General features: G+C 42.0%; 22 protein-coding genes and 1 pseudogene. 12 read left to right on the top strand and 11 right to left on the bottom strand.

Annotated features, from left to right (window positions below; translation table 11 throughout):
* Positions 1 to 48: 48 nt before the first annotated feature.
* Positions 49 to 1,200 carry a histidine decarboxylase gene (locus H6G97_RS15555; protein ID WP_190941655.1) on the bottom strand — a complete coding sequence of 384 codons (1,152 nt, stop codon included), beginning with the start codon at positions 1,198 to 1,200 and terminating at the stop codon, positions 49 to 51.
* A 416-nt stretch (positions 1,201 to 1,616) separates the two neighbouring features.
* Positions 1,617 to 4,523, bottom strand: coding sequence for an isoleucine--tRNA ligase (gene ileS / locus H6G97_RS15560; protein ID WP_190941656.1), 2,907 nt, complete (start codon positions 4,521 to 4,523; stop codon positions 1,617 to 1,619).
* A gap of 353 nt (positions 4,524 to 4,876) precedes the next feature.
* On the opposite strand from ileS, the gene H6G97_RS15565 reads away from it, so the two are divergent.
* The 6 genes from H6G97_RS15565 (at position 4,877) to H6G97_RS15590 (ending at position 10,043) form a co-directional block, all read left to right on the top strand.
* Positions 4,877 to 5,245 (top strand): Crp/Fnr family transcriptional regulator, encoded by a 369-nt coding sequence (locus tag H6G97_RS15565; protein WP_190941657.1) that lies wholly within the window; start codon positions 4,877 to 4,879, stop codon positions 5,243 to 5,245.
* A gap of 141 nt (positions 5,246 to 5,386) precedes the next feature.
* Complete coding sequence (locus H6G97_RS15570) at positions 5,387 to 5,755, top strand: Lin0512 family protein (protein WP_190941658.1); 369 nt, start codon at positions 5,387 to 5,389, stop codon at positions 5,753 to 5,755.
* A 694-nt stretch (positions 5,756 to 6,449) separates the two neighbouring features.
* On the top strand, positions 6,450 to 6,788 hold the full coding sequence (locus H6G97_RS15575; protein ID WP_190941659.1) for a hypothetical protein: 339 nt from the start codon (positions 6,450 to 6,452) through the stop codon (positions 6,786 to 6,788).
* Between the two features lie 462 nt (positions 6,789 to 7,250).
* Entirely contained in the window at positions 7,251 to 8,435 is a 1,185-nt protein-coding gene (locus H6G97_RS15580) for an AbrB family transcriptional regulator (RefSeq protein WP_190941660.1), read from the top strand.
* A gap of 52 nt (positions 8,436 to 8,487) precedes the next feature.
* Positions 8,488 to 9,147 carry a phosphoribosylanthranilate isomerase gene (locus H6G97_RS15585; protein WP_190941661.1) on the top strand — a complete coding sequence of 220 codons (660 nt, stop codon included), beginning with the start codon at positions 8,488 to 8,490 and terminating at the stop codon, positions 9,145 to 9,147.
* An 80-nt stretch (positions 9,148 to 9,227) separates the two neighbouring features.
* Positions 9,228 to 10,043, top strand: coding sequence for a DUF1838 domain-containing protein (locus H6G97_RS15590; protein ID WP_190941662.1), 816 nt, complete (start codon positions 9,228 to 9,230; stop codon positions 10,041 to 10,043).
* A 100-nt stretch (positions 10,044 to 10,143) separates the two neighbouring features.
* On the opposite strand, the gene glsA is transcribed toward H6G97_RS15590, so the two are convergent.
* Positions 10,144 to 11,121, bottom strand: a complete 978-nt coding sequence (gene glsA / locus H6G97_RS15595; protein WP_199349393.1) for a glutaminase A — start codon at positions 11,119 to 11,121, stop codon at positions 10,144 to 10,146.
* Positions 11,122 to 12,016: 895 nt separating this feature from the next.
* Between glsA and H6G97_RS15600 the strand changes: the two genes are divergently transcribed.
* From H6G97_RS15600 to H6G97_RS15625, 6 genes are all read left to right on the top strand, one after another.
* Positions 12,017 to 13,120 carry a septal ring lytic transglycosylase RlpA family protein gene (locus H6G97_RS15600; protein WP_190941663.1) on the top strand — a complete coding sequence of 368 codons (1,104 nt, stop codon included), beginning with the start codon at positions 12,017 to 12,019 and terminating at the stop codon, positions 13,118 to 13,120.
* A 172-nt stretch (positions 13,121 to 13,292) separates the two neighbouring features.
* Entirely contained in the window at positions 13,293 to 14,900 is a 1,608-nt protein-coding gene (locus H6G97_RS15605; RefSeq protein WP_190941664.1) for a bifunctional pantoate--beta-alanine ligase/(d)CMP kinase, read from the top strand.
* A gap of 624 nt (positions 14,901 to 15,524) precedes the next feature.
* Complete coding sequence (gene sodB / locus H6G97_RS15610; protein ID WP_190941665.1) at positions 15,525 to 16,127, top strand: superoxide dismutase [Fe]; 603 nt, start codon at positions 15,525 to 15,527, stop codon at positions 16,125 to 16,127.
* Between the two features lie 393 nt (positions 16,128 to 16,520).
* Positions 16,521 to 16,727: a hypothetical protein gene (locus H6G97_RS15615; RefSeq protein ID WP_190941666.1), complete on the top strand. Its 207-nt coding sequence runs from the start codon at positions 16,521 to 16,523 to the stop codon at positions 16,725 to 16,727.
* A gap of 264 nt (positions 16,728 to 16,991) precedes the next feature.
* The gene (locus H6G97_RS15620; protein ID WP_338421723.1) at positions 16,992 to 17,933 is read left to right on the top strand and encodes an AIR synthase related protein; all 942 of its coding nucleotides are present in this window, start codon (positions 16,992 to 16,994) and stop codon (positions 17,931 to 17,933) included.
* A 474-nt stretch (positions 17,934 to 18,407) separates the two neighbouring features.
* Positions 18,408 to 19,094, top strand: coding sequence for a PHP domain-containing protein (locus tag H6G97_RS15625; protein ID WP_190941668.1), 687 nt, complete (start codon positions 18,408 to 18,410; stop codon positions 19,092 to 19,094).
* Positions 19,095 to 19,177: 83 nt separating this feature from the next.
* Here the strand turns inward: H6G97_RS15625 and arsH are convergent, their stop codons facing one another.
* The 8 genes and pseudogenes from arsH to H6G97_RS15665 all read right to left on the bottom strand — a co-directional run bounded on the left by arsH (position 19,178) and on the right by H6G97_RS15665 (position 24,936).
* Complete coding sequence (arsH, locus tag H6G97_RS15630; RefSeq protein WP_190941669.1) at positions 19,178 to 19,867, bottom strand: arsenical resistance protein ArsH; 690 nt, start codon at positions 19,865 to 19,867, stop codon at positions 19,178 to 19,180.
* Entirely contained in the window at positions 19,864 to 20,334 is a 471-nt protein-coding gene (locus tag H6G97_RS15635) for a phosphatase domain-containing putative toxin (RefSeq protein WP_190941670.1), read from the bottom strand. Before H6G97_RS15635 ends, arsH begins: the two co-directional genes overlap by 4 nt.
* 50 nt (positions 20,335 to 20,384) lie before the next feature.
* Positions 20,385 to 20,798, bottom strand: coding sequence for an arsenate reductase, glutathione/glutaredoxin type (arsC, locus tag H6G97_RS15640; RefSeq protein ID WP_190941671.1), 414 nt, complete (start codon positions 20,796 to 20,798; stop codon positions 20,385 to 20,387).
* Between the two features lie 173 nt (positions 20,799 to 20,971).
* Positions 20,972 to 22,123, bottom strand: a complete 1,152-nt coding sequence (arsB, locus tag H6G97_RS15645; protein ID WP_190941672.1) for an ACR3 family arsenite efflux transporter — start codon at positions 22,121 to 22,123, stop codon at positions 20,972 to 20,974.
* 29 nt (positions 22,124 to 22,152) lie between these two features.
* A pseudogene (locus H6G97_RS15650) lies at positions 22,153 to 22,756 on the bottom strand (substrate-binding domain-containing protein).
* A gap of 239 nt (positions 22,757 to 22,995) precedes the next feature.
* A complete protein-coding gene (locus tag H6G97_RS15655; protein WP_190941692.1) occupies positions 22,996 to 23,322 on the bottom strand; it encodes an ArsR/SmtB family transcription factor in 327 nt (108 codons plus the stop codon).
* 280 nt (positions 23,323 to 23,602) lie between these two features.
* Positions 23,603 to 24,307: a precorrin-2 C(20)-methyltransferase gene (locus H6G97_RS15660; protein ID WP_190941673.1), complete on the bottom strand. Its 705-nt coding sequence runs from the start codon at positions 24,305 to 24,307 to the stop codon at positions 23,603 to 23,605.
* A 2-nt stretch (positions 24,308 to 24,309) separates the two neighbouring features.
* Positions 24,310 to 24,936 (bottom strand): precorrin-8X methylmutase, encoded by a 627-nt coding sequence (locus tag H6G97_RS15665; protein WP_190941674.1) that lies wholly within the window; start codon positions 24,934 to 24,936, stop codon positions 24,310 to 24,312.
* Positions 24,937 to 24,983: the final 47 nt, after the last annotated feature.

A 24,983-nucleotide genomic window follows, 5' to 3' on the forward strand; every position in this document is an offset into this window, starting at 1 on the left:
AGAAACAGCTTCTAATATCAGGCAATTAATTTTGCTTGAACATTTACATTAGTGTAGTACTCGCTGTAGCTGGAAATTTTCTACGTTATTAGCTAACCCTTCTTCTAATAAAAGTTCGTTAACAAAAGTATCGATTTTATCGCGGTTGATATTTTGCATGATTATAATGTGTACCCAATTTTCAAAAGTTGCTAACTGCCATTTTTTAATTAACTTTTGAGAAGGTTTTTGCAAGACTACGGTATTAGAGAACTTATTGAGCATACATGGATATTCTCTGATTTTAAGTTGTTGGAAAAGATATTGAGCATTATTAATACAGGTATTTGCTTCTCTAGCTAATCCATCATAACCTCTTGTTTGCATTGCATACCAGAGAATCAGAGGTGTATGACCGTTTCTCGATCCTAGAATTGTTGTATCTGATGAACCAATATATTCAATTGCTGTTTCAACTTTTTCTACCCATTTTTTCTTAGTTAAAACTACACCGCAAGGTAAGGGAGAACCAATGAATTTAGCAGAAATAGCTACACTATCTATAGGTTTTTGAAAGTTAATTTGCGGAGCGCCATCTAGAAAGGGCAATATTAATCCTGAAAGCGCGGCATCACAATGAATGTAATAATCTTTAATCTGATTGCGTTCTAAAATTTCTAGAACTTTGTCTAAGTCGTCAATTGCACCTTTGACAGTAGTCCCAATATTTAAATTTATGATCGCTGGATAATTCCGATTTTCGCTAATGACTTGTTCAAAATGTTCATAATTCATCTCTCCATTAATTTGTGAATTAACAACATTATGTTGGATGCGGAATAATTTTGCTGCTTTGGGTATTGAGTAATGAGAGTCTTGTGATGAGTAAAGAATGCCACTAGGGTAAATTTCTCTTGCTAAGAAGATTCCATATAAATTACCTTCAGTTCCGCCAGCAGTAACATAACCCCAGAACTGATTTTCTGGAATTTTATAGAGTTGAGCAAAAAAAGCTAATACTTCTTGCTCAAATTTACGAGAATGCAGACCAAAATCTGGCTCAATATATGGATCTCCAGCATTATTTAATAGATGATTAAAGAATTTAGCTATCAAACTATAATCACAACTTAAATTATATGGATAGCCTGCATGAAACTGCGATCGCTGTTCTATTTGCACCAAAAAATCTGCCAACTCTTTAGTAACTTTATTTGACATATCTTTGAATCCTTTAAATTTTGGCTTAATGGATGTTTTAATCTAAAATCTACGTATTAATCCATACCTTTATATTTTTTTAACAATGCTGTAGTTTGGCTCTATATTTGAAGAGCATACAGTGAGAATACTTAGAAAGCTTCAGTGAAAACACCCATTTTTTTTGCTCAAAAATATATTACCCTTAGACTTACGCACTATAGGAAATAACCATAATGTGTATTACGCAAAATATCTATTTCAGGCGCTGGCTGCAACGTGAATTCCACGGATGATGTAGTTTCTATCTAATTAGCTGAATGAAAAGACCGCTAAGAAGTTTTACTAGGCAAAAAATTCCCTCTCCGACTTGGAGAGGGAAAGACTTGAACTTTAATTGAAGATAGGGAGAGGTTTGTTGAACTAACGTATATTTACTAGAACTTTCCAGCTAAGGCTGCAACGCATCGTTCGCAAATTAAGGGATGTTCTGCTGATTCTCCTACATGAGTAGAATAGTTCCAACAGCGAATACACTTCGTGTAAGCTTTGCCAACGCATTTTTGCCCCTCTGCTTTCACTACGCCAATCCCCCAGTTTTCTGTCTGCGCTGTATATTCTAATCCTTGCAATCCTTCAGCAGAATCTAATAATTCCACTTGGGAAGTCAGCAATAAATATCGCAGTTCATCGATACCGTTACCCTTAACTGGGTTAAAGGCTTTGATAGCATCGCCTAACTGTTTGTGAGGTATATGAATCAAAGCTTTGGCTTCTAGGGAAGAACCAATCATTTTTTCAATCCTGGCTTGTTCCAACACCTTGTTAACATCAGTGCGGAGTTGTCGCAGCGTTCCCCAAAATTCTGCTAACTCTGGATTACGCCATTTTTCCTCAACTTGCACCCAACCGGCTTCAAACACTGATTTATAAGGTGTTTTGTAGGGGAGATATTGCCAGATATCTTCGGCGGTGTGGGATAGTACTGGTGCGATCGCTCGTGCTAAATTATCTAAAGCTATTTTCAGCACCGTTTGACAGCTGCGACGGCGGAAAGCATCTTTTGCACTGATGTACAGCCTATCTTTGGCCACATCTAAATAAAAGTTGGATAAATCCACCACGCAGAAATTCTGCACTGTTTGGAAAAAGCGGAAGAATTGGAAAGTCTCAAAGGCAACGGTTACTTCTTCAAATACCTCGGTGATGCGGTGCAGTATATAACGGTCAAGTTCTGGCAATTCCTCGAAGGGAACTGCATCTTTTTCTGGGTCAAAATCATCCAAGCTACCCAACAAAAACCGCGCCGTATTGCGAATCTTGCCTCTAACATCATTCATCTGCTTGATGATGTTTTTGCCAATGCGGACATCGCCAGAGTAGTCTACCGATGATACCCACAATCGCAATACATCTGCACCGTAAGGCGGTTCTACTTTTTGATTTTTTCCGCCTTCAATGATTGTATTGGGGTCAACCACATTTCCTTCTGACTTACTCATCTTTCGCCCTTGTTCGTCTAAGGCGAAGCCGTGAGTTAGCACAGTTTTGTAAGGTGCAATGTCATTTACCGCTACACTGGTGAGCAAACTTGACTGAAACCAGCCGCGATGTTGGTCGGAACCTTCCAAATATATATCAGCAGGGTAGCGTAACTCTGGACGCTGTTGGACAACAGCCGCCCAAGATGAACCAGAATCAAACCATACATCCATTGTGTCTGTACCTCTGCGGTAAGACTTGCCATTTTGACGATAAGATTCGGGTAATAACTCCTCTACTGAAAGTTCCCACCAAGCATCAGAACCTTTTTCAGCGATGATTCCTTGAATATGGTTGATAATTTCTTCATTCAGCAGTACTTCCCCCGTGGTTTCATCGTAGAAAACGGGAATGGGTACACCCCAAGCGCGTTGACGGGAGATACACCAATCGGAACGTTCCGCTACCATTGGCGTGATGCGATTTTCACCTTGGGCTGGAATCCATTTTACCGTGGCGATCGCTTTTAGTGCTTCTTCTCTAAATCCTTCCACGGAAGCAAACCATTGTTCAGTAGCGCGGAAAATCGTTGGTTTCTTCGTCCGCCAATCATAAGGATACTTGTGGGGGTATGGTTCTTCTTTCAACAAAGAACCAGCCCCCGCCAGTGCATCAATTACCGCCTGATTTCCATCACCCAGCACATTTAACCCAGCAAATTGTCCCGCTTCTTCGGTAAAATTGCCATTGTCATCCACTGGTGCAAGGATGGGTAAACCGTAGCGCTGACCAACAATGTAATCTTCCTGACCATGACCGGGGGCTGTGTGTACCAACCCAGTACCTGACTCAGTAGTGATGTAATCACCACCTACGACAATCGGACTTTCCCGGTCATATAGAGGATGACGGTAAGTAGTATGTTCTAAATCATTCCCCTTAAAGGTGGCTTTTAGAGTTAACTCAACTCCCAAGGTTGAAGATAAACGTTCTACTAAATCAGCAGCAACGATTAAGTATTTGAAATTACTTTGCGCCTCCGATTCTGAGCGGGAAACTTCCACCACTGCATAATTCAAATCTGCATTCACCGCTACAGCCAAATTTCCCGGAATTGTCCAAGGTGTAGTTGTCCAGATAGCCACACCTAAATCTGAGAGATATTCCGCCAATAGTGGTTTTACAGCTTCCGCCAAACTTGTGATTGCAAAAGCTGCATAGATACTACGAGAAACGTGACCTTCGGGATATTCCAACTCAGCTTCAGCCAAAGCGGTATGAGAACTGGGACTCCAGTGAACCGGCTTTAAACCGCGATAGATGTAGCCTTTTAAGAACATCTGACCAAACACGCCAATTTGAGCCGCTTCATATTCCGGCTTCAAAGTTAGATAAGGATTGTCCCAATCGCCCCAAATACCGTAGCGTTGAAAATTTTGGCGCTGGTTATCTACCGTAGCTAAACCAAATTCTTTCGCTTTCTGCCGCAGTTGTAAAGACGTTAAATTTTGCCGTTCTGCTGACTTCATGTTCTGCAAAACTTTTAACTCAATTGGCAATCCGTGACAATCCCAACCAGGGACGTAGCGAACTTTACGCCCTTGTAACATTTGGTAGCGGTTAATAATATCTTTGAGAATTTTATTTAAGGCATGACCAATATGGAGTGAGCCATTAGCGTAGGGAGGCCCATCGTGCAGTATAAATAATTCGCCGGGGTTATTTTCAAAGAGGCGATCGTAAATTTTATTTTCTTCCCAAAATTTTTGGATTTCAGGCTCACGCTTGATGGCGTTTGCCCGCATATCAAAGTTAGTCTTGGGTAAGTTGACAGTATCTTTGTAACTTCCTGATTCGGTCACAGTCTCATGCCTAGAATTAGGTGTGCAGGTTTTATCAATTATAGAAGATAGCCTGAAATCCAAAATTCCCTATTTGAACGTGGTTTGATAAGTATTATTTGACCTCTCCCCCAGCCCCTCTCCGGAGCGGAGAGGGGAGCAAAAAGCTGAATTTTTGTTCAGGTCTCTCCCTCTCCGAGTCGGAGAGGGACGGTTTTACTACATAAAACCAGGGGTTTCTAGGCGATTAGGGAACTAATCACGAATTTTGCGGAGTTGAGAGTTAATCAACAGAAAGTAGTATACTTTTGTGGGTTCGCGTCAAGCTATCCAAAAATTTCGTCTAAAAACCAATAATTTTGGGGTTGCTCTAAATGCTAAGTCCTGTCGTAACGGTAAGTATCTTTCAAAAACAACCCGATCCTCAAGCATTTTCAGCAGGCCAAGTCATCTTTGAAGAAGGGCAGTCTGGTGAGCAAATGTACGGGATTCTGGAAGGAACAGTAGATATATTAGTCAATGGCAAGGTTGTAGAAACCATTGACACAGGTGAAGTTTTTGGTGTCGGGGTACTTGTAGGAGTAAAAAATAGAACTTACACAGCTATTGCCAAGGTGGACAGCAAACTTGCTTTCGTTGATGAGAAAGCATTTCTCTTTGCCGTTCAGGAAACACCCATGTTTGCCCTCAAGGTGATGAAAAGTTACTCAGAGCGTCTAAGTCGCGTGCAGCGCATGGTGTGAGGCAGGGGGCAGGGGGCATATATACCTCTCATTGCAGGACTCTACGTGAAGGTTTTTGCAGAGAAGCGATGCAGTATTGCAAGTGAGCTACAGCCCTCTGCTTTTCTTGGTGAAAGGTGCAGAACTTACTGGAGGTTAGCAATGGCGCGTAAACGGTTGATTATTGAGATGGGTATGGGAATAGATCAGCATGGACAAGAACCAACAGTAGCAGCATCTAGAGCAGTACGTAATGCGATCGCTCATAATGCTTTACCTGGTGTTTGGGAAGTTGCAGGCTTAAGTCACCCCAATGAAATGATTATAGAGGTTCAGGTAGCAGTTCCATACCCCGAACAAGTTAGGGAAGAAGAGGTACTCGCTGTATTACCATTTGGTCAAAAAACTCTCACCGTAGAATCTGGGGGGATGATAGTTCAAGGGCGGGCGATTCCCGAACTCAATGATAAAAATGACGAAATGTTGATTGCGATCGCAGCTGTTACAGTTCTCATCGAAGATGGTAGCTGAGGTAATTCTTCTATAAAATCACTAAATTGAAAGATAGAGTAAATCGAGCAATCGTTGAAAATTAAGTGACATACAGCAGTTCTCAAGTAGGACTCCATTTGTGCAGGCGCTATTTTTAATCGTCAAGTATATTTGCCGAGTACTTTATCAAAAAGCCTAATTGCTTTACAGAAATACCTGTTTACTTTATCAAAATACTTAAATTACTTTCTCAAAAGCTGTGTTTGCTTACTCAAACCCCAGTTTGCTTACTCATTTTAGTGTTTTCCGCAAGCAAAAGCTGTGTTTGCTTACTCATTTTGGTGTTTTCCGCAAGTAAAAGCTATATTTGCTTACTCAAAAGCTGTGTTTGCTTACTCATTTTGGTGTTTTCCGCAAGCAAAAGCTGTGTTTGCTTACTCATTTTAGTGTTTTCCGCAAGCAAAAGCTGTGTTTGCTTACTCAAACTCCAGTTTGCTTTCTCATTGTTAATTGTTAGAAGTTTTACTTTAGAAATGTTTTATCTTTGGGACTAGTAAGCCACGGCGTAAATAGAGCAACCATTTAAAATCCCTTACTTTAAACAATTTGCTCAAATGCCTTGTGTGGTTAAATCATGATCAAGTTAGTGACTCTGCGCTAAAGTAAAAATATTGGGATAAAAATCTCTGGCAGTAAGTTCAATACACCACTAATCTTTACCACTGCGGCGATCATGTCTCAAGAGCATAACGAATCACTCCAAATTCAAGAAATCACTAAACTCAAACCGAAACACTTTGCTGATTTAGTCAGATCAGCACAGCTAGTTTTCGACCCCACAGCCGGAGTTTCGGGAAGACATATAACAGTTGACTGGGAACAATTCGGAATCCCCCGTGATGTAGCGGACAATCTCAAATCACTTGGTCAACAGTACCAATATGCGTCTCCTCACATTCCTGTTGAAGACATTTGGGGTAAATTAACTCCAGAAACTCGTATTTGGTTTGTTGAAAATAAAGATCGGTTGTGGCAGCTTGAAGAAGCTTTCCCAGCCCTTGACGAAGATTAAAGGACTTGCAAAAAAATAAATTATCCCAAATTATTTGTAGATTTGTCGAGGCGCAAGACTTTGCGCCCCGATGATGGGATGTTTTTTAATTGGAAGTCCCTAAACAGTGGAACCATTGAAAGGAATACAAATTATTTATAGGGGCACAACGATCATTGTGCCCCTATCATCTCTCTATAGGGGTTATTGTTTGAATGCAACACGCGGTAAATTTACACTTATACCATTTAACTTTAATAATGATACAAATACGCTGATAAGGGCATGGCATTGCCATGCCCCGACGATAAATATGTATCAGGATTTTCGTGAATTGGTATTAGTAGTCCACCAAACTAACTTTGATGGATAGATAAGTTCGTAATCAAGACTTAGCAAACTTGGCTTGACAGACTCTAGCTATCCTGGGCGATCGCGCTAGCTTGAGTACATCGCGTTAAATTAATAAAAAAGCTCATATCGATGAATCAAAGCGTAAGTGCTACTCCCAGCCTGGAAGAACACACTCATGAACATTCTGTCGTTACCAAACAACAGCTATTTGCAAAGCAACTAATTGTCCTTGTCTTAGAAATGCTTCTGGCATTACCTCTGGGTTTATTCCTCGCAAAGTTCCAAATTGGCAGGATTGCCTGGATATTTGGTGGAATTGCTGCTGGTACAATGGTTCTTCAAGGGTGTCGAATTCTTTATCAATATTCTCCCCAACCTAACCGCACTGCTAGAAAAGTAGGAATGGCACTTGTCGGCTTAACTGTCGGCGCTTCCAATGCTCACGGTAATCTAACTAGTGTTGCTTCTAGTATTCCTATATTTATTTTTCTTACCTTGTTTCTGCTGCTGAGTGGAAGCTGTATTGGTTACATTTACTCGCGCCTTAGCAAAACCAACCTATTAACAGCAATGCTGGCTACAGTTCCTGGTGGTGTAGGAATTATGGCAGCGATCGCTGCTGATTACAATAAAAATGTGAGCTTGGTTGCTCTAGTTCAGGCGATTCGCGTCACCTCAGTAGTTGTCCTAATTCCCCTAGTCGCTAAAACATCAACTGGTAATTACTATAGGCAAACACTCCCAATCAACGCTGCTTGGTTCAATTTCGATCCATCTCAACTACAATTACTTTTGTTAGTACTGGTAATTACTGGATTAGTAGTTTATCCAGCTATATTATTTAAAATTCCGGCTGGCGATTTCTTTGGTGCATTGTTGATTGGTATTGGGTTTAATCCTTTGCTACATTGGTTGCCTTTTGGGGGTGATATTAGCTTTAGTCCGCCGCCAATCATAAACTTATTGGGTCAAATGCTCCTGGGAATTACTATTGGTGAGTATTGGGGAGACAAACCCAACTTTAGAAAGCGGACTGTCGGCTATGCCTTGATGTCTGTGGCCATGACTCTGATAGCCGGAGCGATCGCTGCTGTACTTGCAATGCAATTAACCTCTTGGGATTGGTTAACCTGTCTTTTAGTCACAGCACCAGGAGGATCAGCAGAAATGATCCTGGTTTCTCTAGCATTGAATCATAATGTTGAAATTGTTACAACTGGTCATTTAGTGCGACTAATTGCGATTAACAGTTCCCTGCCTCTTTGGGTGTTTTTGTTTCGCCGTCTGGATCAGCAACTTCCTGAATCAGTTTAATTATTTTAAGGGATTGGAAATTGGGCATTGGCGCTTTCGGAGTTAGTAAAGAATGGAAAGAACAGCAAACCCAAGAGTCAAAATTTGCTGTATTAGCAGCATAGAAGAAGCATGGATTGCCATTCGCTGCGGTGCATCTGCCCTCGGTTTGGTTTCTCAGATGCCAAGTGGCCCCGGTGTCATCTCTGAAGAATTAATTGCGAAAATTGCTGCTTGTGTACCACCCCCGATCGCTACTTTTTTGCTTACTTCAAGTCAAGATGCTCAGGAGATTATTCAGCAACTAAGGTGCTGTCGGACAAATACTGTGCAAATCTGCGATCGCTTAGAATCAGGAAGCTATCAAGATATCCGAAATGCCTTACCTGGGATTTCCATTGTCCAAGTAATTCACGTCATTACAGAAAAATCTTTAGATGAGGCAATTAGCGTAGCACCATACATAGATGCAATTCTACTAGACTCCGGCAATCAATCACTACCGATTAAAGAGTTAGGCGGTACAGGACGCTTACACGACTGGAACTTGAGCGCTAAAATCCGTGAGCAAGTAAACGTGCCAATTTTCTTAGCTGGAGGGCTGAAACCTGAGAATGTTGCGATCGCAGTTCAGCAAGTTGCTCCTTTCGGACTAGATTTGTGTAGCGCGGTTCGCACCAATGGCAAATTAGATGAGAATAAGCTCCAGTTGTTCTTCCAACAATTGAAATAGGGCTAATGACAAATGACAAAGATGCAACTTGAATGCTCATAGCTTATTCTTTTGTTATCCAAATATTAAGGATGCTTCAGATGGTTGCCCAAATCCAAGAACTTGAAGCCCAGCACTGGGTTAAAACTCGTTCATCTCTCGACCCTAGCGAATCTACTTTCCTGATTTGGAAAGGTAAAATTTATGCTTTTATCCCCGGTGAAAAAAAACAACTCTTGTTTAAGATGCTGGGATTGAGTGTTAGCCGATGTATTCCCACAGATGAGGGTAGCTGGGATTTCACTTCCAGGGAACTGACTTACTACCTTAATCCACAAACAGATGAAGTCTTAGCCAAATGGGAGAATCCTTGGACAGGCGAGACAGTTCCAGTAATCCACGTTGCTAATAATCCAGTGCAGGGGAAGTTTAAAGGAAATTTCCTCGCACAAGTAGATGGTGACAGCACAACCTTTGTTTTTGATATATTTCCCTATTACCCCAATCCCTTAGCAGACGATCCCAAATTTGCCGAATACAGCCCAAATCCAATTTATCAGGCAGCAGAATTGTTTAAATTAACTGTGCCAACGGCAGACTTATTCAACACCGCCCTCTCTTCAGTCTCTGAACTCAAACTGAGTTGGGATAGAATTGGTCAATGGCTTCCCTGGATGAAAATGGGCGATCGCCCCGGTCAACTAATCTACAGTGCTGTTGGCAGCAAAGTAAATGGTTTAACAGAAGTTCCATCTGTGCTGCAAGACGAAATTAATAACCGTATTCCTTTATATAAAAAAGCCCCAAAAGCATTGCTAGATGTGGAAGATATGACTTCCTGGCTATACTTTCAAAAGCACTTTCCAGCTTACTTGGCTGGTGAAATCTTCCCACTTCCCCAAGCAGAAGAATTTTGACATACTCCCCCGAATTGAATTCGGGGGATTCTGAGATCAAACAGCGATTTCAGTTTCGTACCGTCTTACGTCGCCTAACTCAACCAGTAAATCCTTATTTCTAGTAATCTTTTTTTTGGCACTCAAATAGATGTAAACCTAAACGTTGGGAAAGTTCTTCACACACCTTTACCCCCCGCACACTATTACCACGTACATCAAGCAGTGGCGAAAAAACTCCAATGCCCATCTTATTGGGTACAACGGCGATAATCCCACCACAAATTCCGCTTTTCGCCGGAATCCCAATTTTATAAGCCCACTCACCTGCAAAGTTGTACATTCCACAGGTATACATAACACTCAAAATATCTTTGATATAACGTTTATCTACCGCCTGTTCTTTGGTAATCGGATTAATACCTGTGTTAGCAAGGGTAGCCGCCATCACTGCTAAGTCTTGGCAATTTACCATCACAGCACACTGCTGGAAATAAAGATCCAGCGACTCTTCAATATTCCGGTCGATCATGCCAAAGTTAAGCATCAGATGCGCCATTGCCCGGTTGCGATGCCCTGTACTACGTTCTGAGGTAAAAACTGAAATGTCAACGAACACATCGTGGCCAATATATCGGCGAAACATATCCAGCATCCGATTGAGGCGTTCGGTGGGGCCGGAACCTTTAATTAAGCTGGTGGTGGCGATCGCACCTGCATTTACCATTGGATTATAAGGTCGCTTCGATTGCTCATCCAAAATAATCGCGTTGAATGCATCCCCCGTTGGTTCCACCCCAACTCTAGTCAATACGTAATCCAGTCCATGATCTTCTAAAGCAAGTCCATAAGTAAATACTTTGGAAATTGACTGAATGGTGAAGAGGTGATCGTAATCGCCAACTTTGTAAACCTGACCATCTACTGTCACAATGCAAATGCTGAACAAGTCCGGGTTTGCCTTCGCCAGTTCGGGAATAAATTTCGTTACTGCACCCTCCCCTAATGACTTGTACTGGGAATGCAACTCATTGAGAAAAGCTGATAGTGGCGATGGATATATTTCTAAGTCTCCTTGATGTGCTTCGTTTGTAATCATGCTGATAGCATTCCCCAAAATACTCACTATATATAGTAGGGGTGCAGCTGTACATCCCTACAACCGCAAAGATTTTGTCAAACACAGCTGGCTCTAAAAAACCATCCTTGAGCAATTACTGAGGTTAAAAAACACTATTTGTTCTTTTTGATACTAATAAAGCTTTATTTACAAGCGATCGCAAAGATTTCTTAATTTTTTCATCATTAATCCTGATAAATATTAAGTTGAGTATCGTCCTTTTTTTTATACTCAGCAATACTAGTATTTGAAGTTATATTTATTACTACTGTCAGTCTAGTCATATAGAATAAAAGTTATGATTAATCTAAGTAGAACAAACTTTGAAAACAGATATTAAACTCAAACTGATTTGCATAATTATTTTAGATGTAACTCATATCACGACTTATTCATAGGTAAATCTAAAGATTTACTTAAATAAGCAATTTTAAGTATTTATGCAGTTGCTATTTAATAAAAGTTATATTACCTTCTTATAGGAAATGAGTTTAAAAGATGTAATATAGAATACACAAATAGTTACGAGCCTTTAGAACCAATGTGAACAGGGTATCGTCACTTTAGTGTGTAATCAGCGTAAAGTTTTTTAAGAAATTTTTGACTTGCAGAAAAAAGCGTTACATAGCCAAAGTCCGCTTTTGAGAAAGGTTTCACCCTTCAAATTTGAATTTTAATTTGATTGATTTGCCGATAGTTACGCTAAAACCCTGATCCCCAAGCTAAAAGGTTCGTGTTAGTCTGTTGCAGTTATAAAGAACAAAGTGAAAACGGAACGAGTTCGAGTTTTTCAAAAGGGTATTCACTATTCACTAGTGAAAAGTCCCGCAAGTTATAAAACTTAAGTTCTACAGTCGCTTTCAAAAACGGACGCATGAATCAAAGACATTTGTGGATTATTGTTACCCTGTCTATGGCTGTTTTGGGCATACCCTCAGTCGGTTGCACTCAAACCGCCAAGGGAAATGCCCTAGCTTCCCAGAAATCACCTGCCCCTGATGTAGTGAAGGTGGGAGAGTACCAATCCAGAGCAGGGAAACAAACCTTGGATGCTGTGATTACAGAAATTCATCCTCACGAGATTAGAGGACGTAAGGCGGCAACCCTGTTTATCCGAAATATACCTGTTTTCACTTTTTTGAGTCCTGTATCAAATACGAATTTTGAAAATAAAAAAGTTGGTGAAATTGGAAATACTGGGGGCGTGCAAGGGTACGCCCTTATTGCTAGCAATTCACCAAATGCGCTGAATACTGGTAACGCAACAGATGCAATTAACCAGATTAGCTCGGCTGACAATGACCCGATTCAGATAGCTGGTGTAATAGCAGCTAAGATCAACCAGTTGAATCGGGAAAATGTGGACGGTAGTAAGATTACCGTAAGTTGGAAAGCAGGGGAAAAATCTACTGCTAATCAAGCGCAAAATAAAAGCGTCCCAGTCCAACAAGATGGCGATCGCTATGTAATCAAAATTAATGGCGAAGAACTGGTCGAAATCAACGAAGGTACGCGACTAGCAGATAGTACCAACAATCTGGCGCAAGATGCATTGCAAGCAACCAATCGCTTACGGAGACTACTAGGCAATGCATCTCCTATAAAAGAGATTGCGAATTTACCAGTCCGTCAACAAATATCAATACCAAAGCTGCCTCAACAGGTTGCCGTTGGAGTAGTGCGATCCACCTTGAAAGGTATAGCTTCTTTTTATGGCTATGATTTTGCTGGTAATCGCACTGCTAGCGGACAGAGATTTAATCCAGAAGCAATGACTGCCGCTCATCGCAGTTTACCCTTTGGTACAAAAGTCCGTGTAACCAATACTCGTAATGGTCGTTCTGTAGTGCTGCGGATTAATGACCGAGGCCCATTCATTCGTGGTCGAATCATTGACGTGTCTACTGGCGCGGCTCGAGTTTTGGGAATGATGGGCAGTGGCATAGCACCAGTACGTGTTGAAGTTTTAGGGAAATAATACAGTAGGTTACAGGTTACAGGGAAAAGATTATTCCCTATCACCTATAACCTTTCCCCTAAACTCAATTTCCAGTTCCGTATCACTTAATTCCTCTAGTTTAATCATCTCTTCCCTCTATTTCAGATATAAACTAACGGGGGAGGGATCGATAAGAACTAGGGGTATTTTTGTGCGCCTGCTGACAACAGTCGCAGCTTTACGCTGCTATTTAACTAAACGCTGCTCAGAAAACAAGCTAATTGCAGTTACTGAGGATTTAAAACTAGATGAGATGACTGGCTGGTATCAGACGGCAGTCGGTCTAGTGCCAACTATGGGGAATTTACATCAAGGTCATTTAAGCTTGATCCAACGGGCGCGGCAGGAAAATTCTACGGTGATTGTGAGTATTTTCGTTAATCCCCTGCAATTTGCTCCTAATGAGGATTATCAACGCTATCCCCGCACTTTAGAGCAAGACCAACAATTTTGCGAACAAGCTGGGGTAGATGCCATTTTTGCACCAACTCCAGAAGAAATGGCAGTTCCCCACAAAAGTATACAAGAATCAAAGGTTACACAAGTTATCCCCCCATCTGCTATGATAACAGGCTTGTGTGGTCGTTCTCGGCAAGGTCATTTTCAGGGTGTCGCTACGATTGTTACCAAACTTTTCAACTTGGTACAGCCTGACCGTGCCTACTTTGGTGAAAAGGATGGTCAGCAACTAGCAATTATTAAACGCTTAGTAGCTGACTTAAATTTGCCAGTAGAAATTGTTGCTTGTCCAACAGTACGGGAAGCGTCGGGTCTTGCCTTCAGTTCTCGCAATCAATATTTGACTGCAACGGCAAAAGAGCAAGCAGCTGTGTTATACCGTGGCTTGCGACGAGCTGAAGCTGCATTCATTGCAGGCGATCGCAATAGCAACAAGTTGATAGCAGTGGTACAGCAAGAAGTGGCTATAGTCAGCACGATTTTAGTGGAATATATTGAATTGGTTGAACCGACTACGTTGATGTCTTTAGAAAAAGTTGAGGAGGAAGGAATGTTGGCGATCGCAGCTCGTCTTGGGTCTACACGTTTGATTGACAATATTATCTTGCGCGATCGTCAACCTATTATCGCCATTGATGGCCCAGCCGGTGCTGGAAAATCTACAGTGGCGCGTCAAGTGGCAGCAAACCTGAGTTTAGTGTATTTAGATACAGGGGCAATGTACCGTGCTGTCACTTGGTTAGTACTGCAAAAGGGTATTGCTATTAATGATGAGTGTGCGATCGCGGAATTAACTAACCAGTGTAAAATTGAACTCACTCCTAACCAGGATTTACAATCATCCGTGCGGGTTTGGATTGATGGTACCGATGTTACCCAGGCAATTCGCACGATTGAGGTAACTTCTCTTGTATCTGCGATCGCAGCACAAAGCGCTGTCCGTCAAGCACTGGTTAAACAACAGCAAAACTGGGGTAAAAAAGGTGGTTTAGTAGCTGAAGGTCGGGACATTGGTACTCATGTATTCCCCGATGCCGAAGTGAAAATCTTCTTAACCGCTTCTGTGAGTGAACGCGCACGTCGCCGCCAGGAAGACTTTACCAAACAAGGTCAGTCCGAAGTGAGCTTAGAGCAGCTAAAACACGACATTGCCGAACGTGACTGGAAAGATAGTACACGCAAAGTTTCCCCTTTGCAAAAAGCAGCCGATGCGATCGAAGTTCAAACCGATGGTTTGGACGTGTCTGAAGTCACGGCACAAATTGTTAACTACTACCAGCAGCGTTTATCTCAGCCGTAATCACCACTCTTTGCTGTTAGTTTTTTAGTTTTAAAGGGTGGTGAGTGAGTGATTATTCACTTACCATCCTCAAAACTGCATTTTAAAACAAAATAGATAATTTAATTATTAGCTATCTATATTGAAAATCAAGCCTTGTACCAAAAATATTAAATTATTAAAGTATTAAATCATCTCGCTTTAGACTGATTTATCATATTGCAACTAATCCTACCAAAGATAGAAGTATCAAAGCTTTAATTGCTAAATGCGAATTGATTAAGTAAGTCGGCAAAATAAAAGCAACCTATATCAAGAAAAGTCAACAAGGCTCAAACCCTTTTTCCCCCTGCTCCCTGCCTCCTGCCTTATCCCAACGATAATTATTTACGCCGACCTACTTATGCGTCTCTGGCTATGAAATATTAGCCATTTTTATTTATAGTCATTACTTCCTAGTAATTTGGCTTATTTTACTTATTAGAGAAGTACTTTGTTTTTATCTTCACTTTGGTAGTAAAATGACGATGTTAAGTTTTATGTTTCATGATTAAAGACATAAAACCTCAAAAATAAAAGCTGTTAATTTCCTAAGCTTCTGCAATAGCTTAAAACTGGAAACCGGTAAAGAGAGGATTTGACACGATGGCATTTGTACAAGACCCACTACCTTTCGATATTAATGCTCTAGAGCCACATGGCATGAAAGCTGAAACTTTTGAGTATCACTATGGTAAGCATCACAAAGCTTATGTAGACAACCTCAACAAGCTCACTGAAGGTACAGAACTTGCGAATAAGTCTCTGGAAGAGGTGATCAAAACTTCCTTCAACGACTCCTCTAAAGCGGGAATCTTCAACAACGCTGCCCAAGTTTGGAACCACACCTTCTTTTGGAATTCCTTGAAACCAGCAGGTGGCGGCGCACCCACTGGTGATCTCGCAACCAGAATTGATAAAGATTTTGGTAGCTTCGACAAATTCAAGGAAGAATTCTCGAACGCGGCCGCAACTCAATTCGGCAGTGGCTGGTCTTGGTTGATTGATGATGGTGGTACGCTGAAGGTGATCAAAACACCAAATGCAGAAAACCCTCTAGCTCATGGTAAGAAAGCACTCCTAACCTTGGATGTTTGGGAACATGCCTACTACATTGACTATAGAAACGCCCGTCCAGCATTCATCAAGAATTTTCTAGAAAACTTGGTAAACTGGGACTTTGCTGCTGAAAACTTGGCTAAAGCTTAATCAATTGACGCAATGTGCAACTTAATATTCTGACACTGCCATTTCTCTTTCCTTGTACGGGAGAGGATTTGAATTCTCTTTATTCCCTAATAGGAAAAGGGACTGGGGAGTTAGGTTTGTGTAAAAGTTGCACACAGCGTTAATTGGCAGTTTTGAACTGATTATAAGAAGCTTTTTCCTAGATTTGTGAAATAGAAGGAGGCAGTTTTGACTAAGATCAAAAGAATGCCATTCTGATAAAGGCTTCAACCTTGATTAATTGCAAGTCACCAAATCTGAGATTTGGCAGGGTAAGTTCAACTCTTGCTTGTTTGAATGGCAGTAGTTCTTGCTAAGGGCAGGATTTCTCCTCTTTCCTGTATCTTAAAAGTAATAAGATTAAAATCAAAATATATGGATAGTACAGAACTAGCTCAATATATCGAAGCGACGAATAGCATCACTAAACCTTGGGTATTGGTACAACTACGCCTCCAAAAATTGCAAGAGCGTCGAGCTACCCTTACAAACGATGTTTATATTAAAGAATTAGAAGATATTTACCAAGACTTAATGAATTTGGGGGAATGGTGGCGTGGTATTGAAGATGAGGTATTTTAAAGTGAGGAGTTAGGAGTTATGAGTTTTCTTAACTCCTAACTCCTCACTTTTAACTTAAAACGCAACCTGATGTCTCAAGCTCTCGATCAAGTCGATTATGATACTCTCGATGCCGCAAAACGACGCTTCATCGAAGCTGCAAAACGCACACTTGGCTTTGCAAGCGCTTATGGCATTGTGCCCGCGTCGGGTCTTGGAGCCAGCGCTAACGCTTTCAGCTTCAACCTCGCCCCCTTTGTAGAGGCGGGGGCTAGAGAACTTTCTATGACGCTTGTACCCGAAGGACTGGGCACCGCAGACGATACCCGGCCTGATGACCTCTGTGAAGAAGAGCTTCGACGATTCTGGTGGAACATTGGTATCAAGATCATTTCGTGTCTTACGAATGATGCCGCAACTTCCGGTATGCAGACTATACTTCTTGGTCTTTATCTGCCGTCGAGTACTCCTGAAACAATTTTTACTCCCGCTTTCCTTGATGGGTTTCTGGATGGAGTCGTTGAGGGGTGTAAACGAGTCGGGTGTGTTTATCTCTCAGGGGAAACTCCTCAACTAAAAACTAAGATGATTCCCGGTCGGCTCGACATCGCAGGCTCGGTTTTTGGGGTAATGCCGACTGGTGTCGCTCCTATTGATAGCTCACGTCTGAATGCCGGAAATACTATTGTTCTCATTGAGAGTTCGGGGCCTCATGAGAACGGCTTTACCCCACTGCGAAAGCTCGCTGAGTCCCTTCCTGATGGGTATAGAACAAAACTTGCAAGTGGGCAGGAGTTTTGGGAAGCGATGAATGTTGCATCATATCTCTACACGCCGCTTGTTCAGGCGGTACTTGGCGAAGGTATTCGTCCAACTGCGATGGAGAATATCACTGGTCATGGCTGGCAAAAGCTGATGCGGTCAGTGAAACCGCTCCGGTATGTCATCGAAACGATGCTTCCAGTACCGGAAATATTTACGTTTGTTGAGGGTCATCTTGAGGGCGGGGCCGAGACGATGCTTTCTGTGTTCAATTACGGTGCAGGATTTGCATTCTATACAGAGTCGGAGCAGGATGCAGAGAAAATTGTCAGACTTGCAAGAGAACATAAGCTTACGGCTGTGATTGCCGGAAGAGTTGAAGCATCCCTGACCCGCGAGGTGGTAATAGAACCCCTTGGAGTCACCCTGAAGGGAGATTCTTTTGGGATTGCGCGAGGCGTATAATTAGCCGTAAGCGTAGGCATAGCCCGTCGTAGACATCGCCAGTTTTTTTGGAGCTATTATAGACCCAGAAGATTTTCTTATTGATGTGATTGCTAAAGTTGTTATTACTTAGATAAAAGCTATAACTACTGAGATAAAGAATAAGTTTTACACACAATATAGAGTTGCATTTCCGGCTTATTAGAGATTATCGCTCTACTAAGCCTTTATTATGTAAGTCATTTGCCATAGATGCTATAAGTGTATTTATGAAAATTTGGATGCAATATTTGTTACCACTTAAATTTAAAGTAGTCTGAAATACCCATGACCACTGAGATTAAGATTTGCTAACGTAGTCTTAACATATTGAAAAATTTGCTGAGAAAGCTGAGAAAGTAGCAATCAATACTAATTATTAGTGCTGAATCTTTCTTATCTGTAGATGTGGCGTTTTAGTGTGTTGAGAATATATATTTTTGTTCAGAGGGAGTTATGGCTGTAAATTTGGCCCGTACTACTGCTTCGGCAGAACTTTTGAAGCAAGTATTCAAAAACATTGATGCACATAGTTGTCCAAGGTTATTCAACTTTCATATGCACACCGTCTTCTCAGATGGGAGGTTGCAGCCTAGTGCATTGATGGAGCAGGCGATGGCTATTGGTCTAAAAGGGCTAGCGATCACCGACCATCATGGTATTATCGGCTATCAAGCGGCCCTTGCTTGGTTGGAAGATTGGAAGTGGAGTAATCCTGGTGCAAGCACTCCTCACCTATGGAGTGGCGTGGAAATCAATGCTAACCTTTTGAATATAGAAGTTCACATTTTGGCTTACGCTTTTACACCAGACCACCCTAGCATCAAGCCTTATCTCCACAGAAGGCCGACTACAGGGCAAGAATATCAGGCAAGTAACGTGATTGCTGCTATTCATGAAGCTGGGGGATTGGCCGTTTTGGCTCATCCGGCTCGTTACAAGCGATCGCTTTTTGACTTAATTCCAGCTGCGTCCCAAAAGGGTATTGATGGTGTGGAAACTTTTTATGCCTACAACAACCCTAACCCCTGGAAACCCAGCGTAGTGGAATCAGAACAAGTACAAAAGTTGGCTGATGAATACTTTCTTTTCAATACTTGTGGTACTGATACTCACGGTTTGAGCCTGCTACAACGCTTGTAAAAATGAATCAATTTTTTGAACTCTCCTGGTTAAATCTGCCAGGAGGTTATTCTATTCTGGATTTTCGCTAATCAAGCCTGATATCAACCCACATTCGGCAGGTTGGTTTGAACCATATTAGAGTTAACTTCAAGAGCTTGAGAAGCTATTTTGATTGTCTCTTTAGTAGCTTTTTCTTTACGTTCACTGTAGCGGTCTGTGAGATAATCAACTTTGTCACGCAATAGCAAGGTAAATTTGTAAAGTTCTTCCATGACATCGACAACGCGATCGCGGTAGGGCGAATCTTTCATAGTCCCGTCTTCGTTAAACTCCTCGTATGCTTTAGCTACTGAAGATTGATTGGGGATAGTGAACATCCGCATCCAGCGTCCAAGAATTCTTAATGTGTTGACAGCGTTGAAAGACTGAGATCCGCCGCTTACTTGCATGACAGCTAAAGTTCTCCCTTGAGTCGGGCGAACGGCTCCAATACTGAGCGGAATCCAATCAATTTGGTTTTTCATAATGCCAGAAATCTGACCGTGCAGTTCTGGGCTAGACCAAACCTGCCCTTCTGACCACAAGCTTAATTGGCGCAACTCCTGCACCTTTGGGTGGCTATCAGGTACGCTGCCGTAAATCGGCAGCTCACGGGGATCGAAAAACTTTACCTCTGCGCCAAATTCTTCAATGATGCGTGCTGCTTCCTCTGCCAAGAGGCGGCTATAAGAACGCTCACGCAGAGAGCCATATAAAAACAAAATTCTGGGGGGATGGTCAAATGTCGTCATGATAATTTCTTATTCTCCTCCAACTCTCGCAAAAAGGTACTTTGGGCTTCTCGCAATTCAACATCAGGATTTGCGTGTTGGATTTTCTGTATTGCGTCGTTATAAGAAGAGCCAGTGTAAATTAGGTAAGAAGCCAGTATCGTTCCCGTTCGTCGCCTCCCACTGGTGCAATGAACTGCAACAGCGTTGCCAATGCCTTTTTGAATGTCAATAAAGTTTTGTAATTCCTGAAGCTGCTCTAGGCTGGGTGCAGTGCCACCTTTGATTGGCAACCAGAGATGAGGAATGTTTGCTTTTTGATACAAATCTAGGTTAGAGGGGTCATCCATAACGGAGGCGATCGCACCTACACCATTAGCCTGTAACTCTGTTAACTCTTCAGCCATTGGCTTACGAACACCTGCCAGTTTCCCTGGAATCACCCACCACAGGTTTTGTGAAATTGGTTGAATTGTTTCTTGCTCCATTGGTTCGAGCCTTAGTTTAATCTCAGTACTATAATTTGACGTTGCAATCTTTATGGAGCAGGTGTAAATTCTTTATTCACCGACTCAATCAATTGAGTTACCCGTTCTTTAACCTCATCGCGGACTCTAGGAAAAATTTCTGGTTGTTCTGCTGGATCGTCTAACTGCCAGTCTTCAAATACTTCTCGCACAACCCACTCTGGCGGCAAATTCACGCCACAGCCACACAAAGAAATCACTACATCAAAGTCTTGCGCTTGGAAATCACTTAGGGGTTTGGAGCATTGATTGGTAATATTGATACCAATTTCTTTCATGGTTGCGATCGCTTCTGGTCTAACCTGGCTTGCTTCTAAACCAGAGCTAATCACTTCAATTTTTCCCTTACCAAGGGTTTTGGCAAAGCCTTCTGCCATTTGAGAACGCGCAGAATTCTTTTTGCAAACAAACATCACTCGTTTCATGGTTCAATTCCCCTAATAATGTCGTTAAATTTATAAGCTGCGAGATTCGGGTGTTACGAAAAATTTGTAATTCGCGATCGCATTTTTGCCGTACTGTGCTTAGTAGAAGCAGTTCTATCAATGAAAATTAGGTATTACTTTGATTACGCAATCTTTAGAGTCAAAGATTGTGGTCATTTTAAGACACCAAAACAGCGCGGATCTTGCAATGTAGCTTTTTCCGGTTCCCGTGGAAACCAAGCTGCTGTGCGTTTACAAAGCTCAACCAGCATCAACATCACTGGCACTTCAATTAAAACCCCTACCACTGTAGCCAGTGCTGCACCTGAATTTAAGCCAAATAGCATCACAGCAGTCGCAATAGCAACTTCAAAATGATTACTTGCTCCAATTAATGCTGCGGGTGCGGCATCTTCGTAGGATAAATTCATCTTCAATGCTGCTACATAACTAATCAAGAAAATGAAATTAGTTTGGATAAATAGTGGTACGGCAATTAATAAGATATGCAAGGGATTTTTAACAATTAATTCGCCCTTGAATGCAAATAGTAGTACCAAAGTTAGCAATAGAGCAGTAATTGAAACTGGAGTCAAATACTTTAAGAATCGTCTTTCAAACCACTCTGTACCTTTGTATTTAAAAATCCAGTAACGGCTGTACATTCCCGCCACTAAGGGAAACCCAACATAAATTACTACTGACAAAACAATAGTTTGCCAAGGCACGGTTAAATCATTCGCCGCTAATAACCATCTACCCAATGGTGCGTATAAGAACAGCATCGCCAGAGAATTTACTGCGACCATTATTAAGGTATGTCCCTGGTTGCCATAGGAAAGATATCCCCACAACAGTACCATTGCTGTACAAGGAGCAATTCCTAGTAAGATAGTACCAGCAATATAAGAATTTGCCAGTGCTACTTCGCTACCGCCAATGATCTCAGTTCCAGTAATCAAAGGACGAAATAACCATCCTAAGAAAAATTGAGCAAATATTACCATCGTGAATGGTTTAATCAACCAGTTCACTACCAAGGTGAGAACAACGGGTTTTGGGGCGCGGATAGCATTTGCTGCTTGTGTGAAATCAATCTTCACCATGATTGGATACATCATGAAAAACAAACATACCGCGATGGGAATAGACACTTGATACACACTCATTGCATCAAGACCTACCGCTATCCCTGGAAACAATCTACCTAGTGCAATTCCGACAAAGATACACAAAAATACCCAAACGGTGAGATATTTCTCAAAAAAACTTAGATTGCTTCCTGCTTGTATCCGGGCTGTACTACCTTGTGAATTCTGACTCATTGGAATAAACCTAAAAATAAAAGAAATCGCTAAAACTTGCCTTCTTTCCGTAATAACTCACCAATTGTCAAGTTCATCTCTGCTTTGCCTTCAAATACTGTTCCCACTTTGCCTTGATGCAAGTGAACGTAATTGAGGTGTTTGCTTTCATTTGGTAAAGGTATATAGCCCACAGCATTTGCTATTGTTGGTGCTTTATCAATGTAAAATTCGACAAATTTGTTTACTAATCCCTTGTTTTGGTTATCCCGAAAATTAACGTAGATAACAAGCTTCCATCTCTGCCTTCATAATCGGTCGGGAAGCGTTGCTAATATCTGTTTCTCCAGCACAGAATTTTTCAAATCCGTCAGTAGTACCAGAAATGTTAACTGCAACCTGCACCCGATTTTTTGGCTCAACTTGATAATCTTTAGCGTAGGCGTAGACCGCCGCAGGCATCGCCTCTGTAATGGGATAGACCGTGCTGGAACCATCAATTTTAATTGTTGCTATTGCATTACCAGAATCTCTTACCTGAGTTACAGAAGGTGACTGCTGAGTTTGAGTAGATGTGTTGGATGCTGCTGTACAACTGGTCGTTAAAGCCAACATTCCGAGTGCAAGAGCCAATTCCTTTGTTGTTGTGTTCATTGACCCCACCCCTGTGAGTTATATCAAGAGTATATCTCTATCATTTCAAAAAAAATTGATTTGTCAATCCGTATATAACTAGAAGTAAAAAAAACATTACAAAAAAAATTGATGGATTTTTAGGCGTTGCATAGTTGCAGGATGATTTAGGAACTTCCAAAATTCTCCCCCTGCTTCCTGTGCATCCCCTGCCTCCCCTGCTTCTCTCAATTCATCCCACCGTTCTGCAACGCCAATTTTTAAGTTTCGCAGGGAGGACGAATAGGCAATATTGGGCTAAAGCGGCGGAATTCTGCTAAATACTGTTCTAAGGCAACAAATTGCGGCAGATTGAGGCTGTAGTAAATCCAGCGTCCTTCTTGACGAGCGCGAACTAAGCCAGCTTCTTTCAAGGTTTTGAGGTGAAAAGACAGTTTAGACTGAGTGGTTCCCAGGTGGTCGCATAAGTCACACACGCATAATTCCTGAGAACGCAGAAGTTCTAATACCTTAATCCGTAGGGGGTCAGACAGGGCATGAAAGCCAGCAGCGATCGTATCAGCAGTGAAGGTGCTATTAGAAGCCATCAACTTTTCTTGAAGTATTTCTTTATGGTAAAGTCTAAATGATGAGTTAACAATCTCTCTGTTCTTCCTTTTCATTTCTAAGTTTGCAAGATTGTACAACGATCTTAGATGATAGTTCTCTTGCTTGCCCTTGAGGATTCTTAGAATGAAGCTAAAGCAATGAAAAACGATTCCGGTTTCTTGCAAGCGTCTGGATTTTTATTCGCTTGAACTAGGGCAGAGTAAAAACTCCGTCTCAGTTTTTCCCCCAGAAAAGCGCCCCTTGCCTCTTTTGACAGGTTTATAGTCGATTCTTAGTTGGAATCACAATCATCGAGAAATAGGGTACTTCATCTGGATCAACTTCATCCAGGGGTATGATGCGTTGCTGTGATGTTGATGCCCGCTCAATATATCTTGCCCGTGATGCTAGCCCTAATTTATGCAGGATATCTCGTACTTTGGTAAAGTGACGACCTAGCTTCATAATTGCTGCTGCGTCGGTCATCAGCAGATGTGTAGTCAGTTCTTCTGCTGGCAATGGTGCGGGTAAGACTGTGAGAATATCGGTATAGTAGGTGAAAGGTACACCCAATGCTACCGGACAAGCCATCAGCGAGGAAACCCCGGGGACAACTTCTGTTTCATACTGGTCACATAACCGCGTGAACAGGTACATGAACGAACCATAGAAAAATGGATCGCCCTCACATAGCACTACGACATCTCGACCCGCCGCTAAATGGTCGGCGATTGGTTCAATTTCTTTATCATAAATAGACTTTGCCTTTTCTGGTTCCAAAGCGCGGGGGAGGTGAAATAATACCTCGATTTGATTACCCGGTAGATACTGCGCCACGATCGCTCTAGCAATACTTTCTTTATCTGTGGCTGATTGATAGGCTACCACAGGAGCCGCACGTAATAACCGCAGTGCTTTGAGAGTCAATAGTTCGGGATCGCCTGGGCCGACACCAATTCCATAAAGACGACCTTTGGTTTCCATATTCATTCTTCCTCCGTTGCCAGGGCGTTAACTGCTGCGGCTGCGATCGCACTCCCACCGCGCCGACCATGTAAGGTTAAAAATGGTACATTCCTGCTGTCTGCTGCCAGTGCTGCTTTCGATTCGGCTGCACCGACAAACCCCACTGGAAAGCCTAAGATAATAGCAGGTTTCGGCACTCCTTCATTGAGCATTTCTAACAGCCGGAATAGTGCTGTGGGCGCATTACCGATTGCAATCACCGATTCTTCAAGGTGCGATCGCCATAATTCTAAAGCTGCTGCCGACCTTGTAGTACCCAGACGCTGGGCAATTTCTGGCACTTCCGGCTCGTTGAGGGTACAGATAACTTGATTATTTGCAGATAACCGCCGCCTGGTAACGCCATCAGCAACCATCCGGCAATCGCACAGAATTGGCGCTCCTCCTGCTAGTGCTGCCCTTGCAGATTGCACTGCTGTTGGTGAATATCCCAAGTCAGTGACAATATCCGTCATTCCACAGGCATGAATGAGACGCACAGCAACTTTTGCTACATCTGGTGGCAGCACATCTAGGTTCGCTTCTGACCTGATGATTGCAAAAGAATTGCGGTAAATTTCGTTGGCATCTCGGATATAGTCGGGCATTCGATTTGGGATTTTAGATTTTGGATTGATTTGTTAATTAACCGCAG

Source organism: Nostoc flagelliforme FACHB-838, assembly GCF_014698065.1.
Taxonomy (GTDB): Bacteria; Cyanobacteriota; Cyanobacteriia; order Cyanobacteriales; family Nostocaceae; genus Nostoc; species Nostoc flagelliforme_B.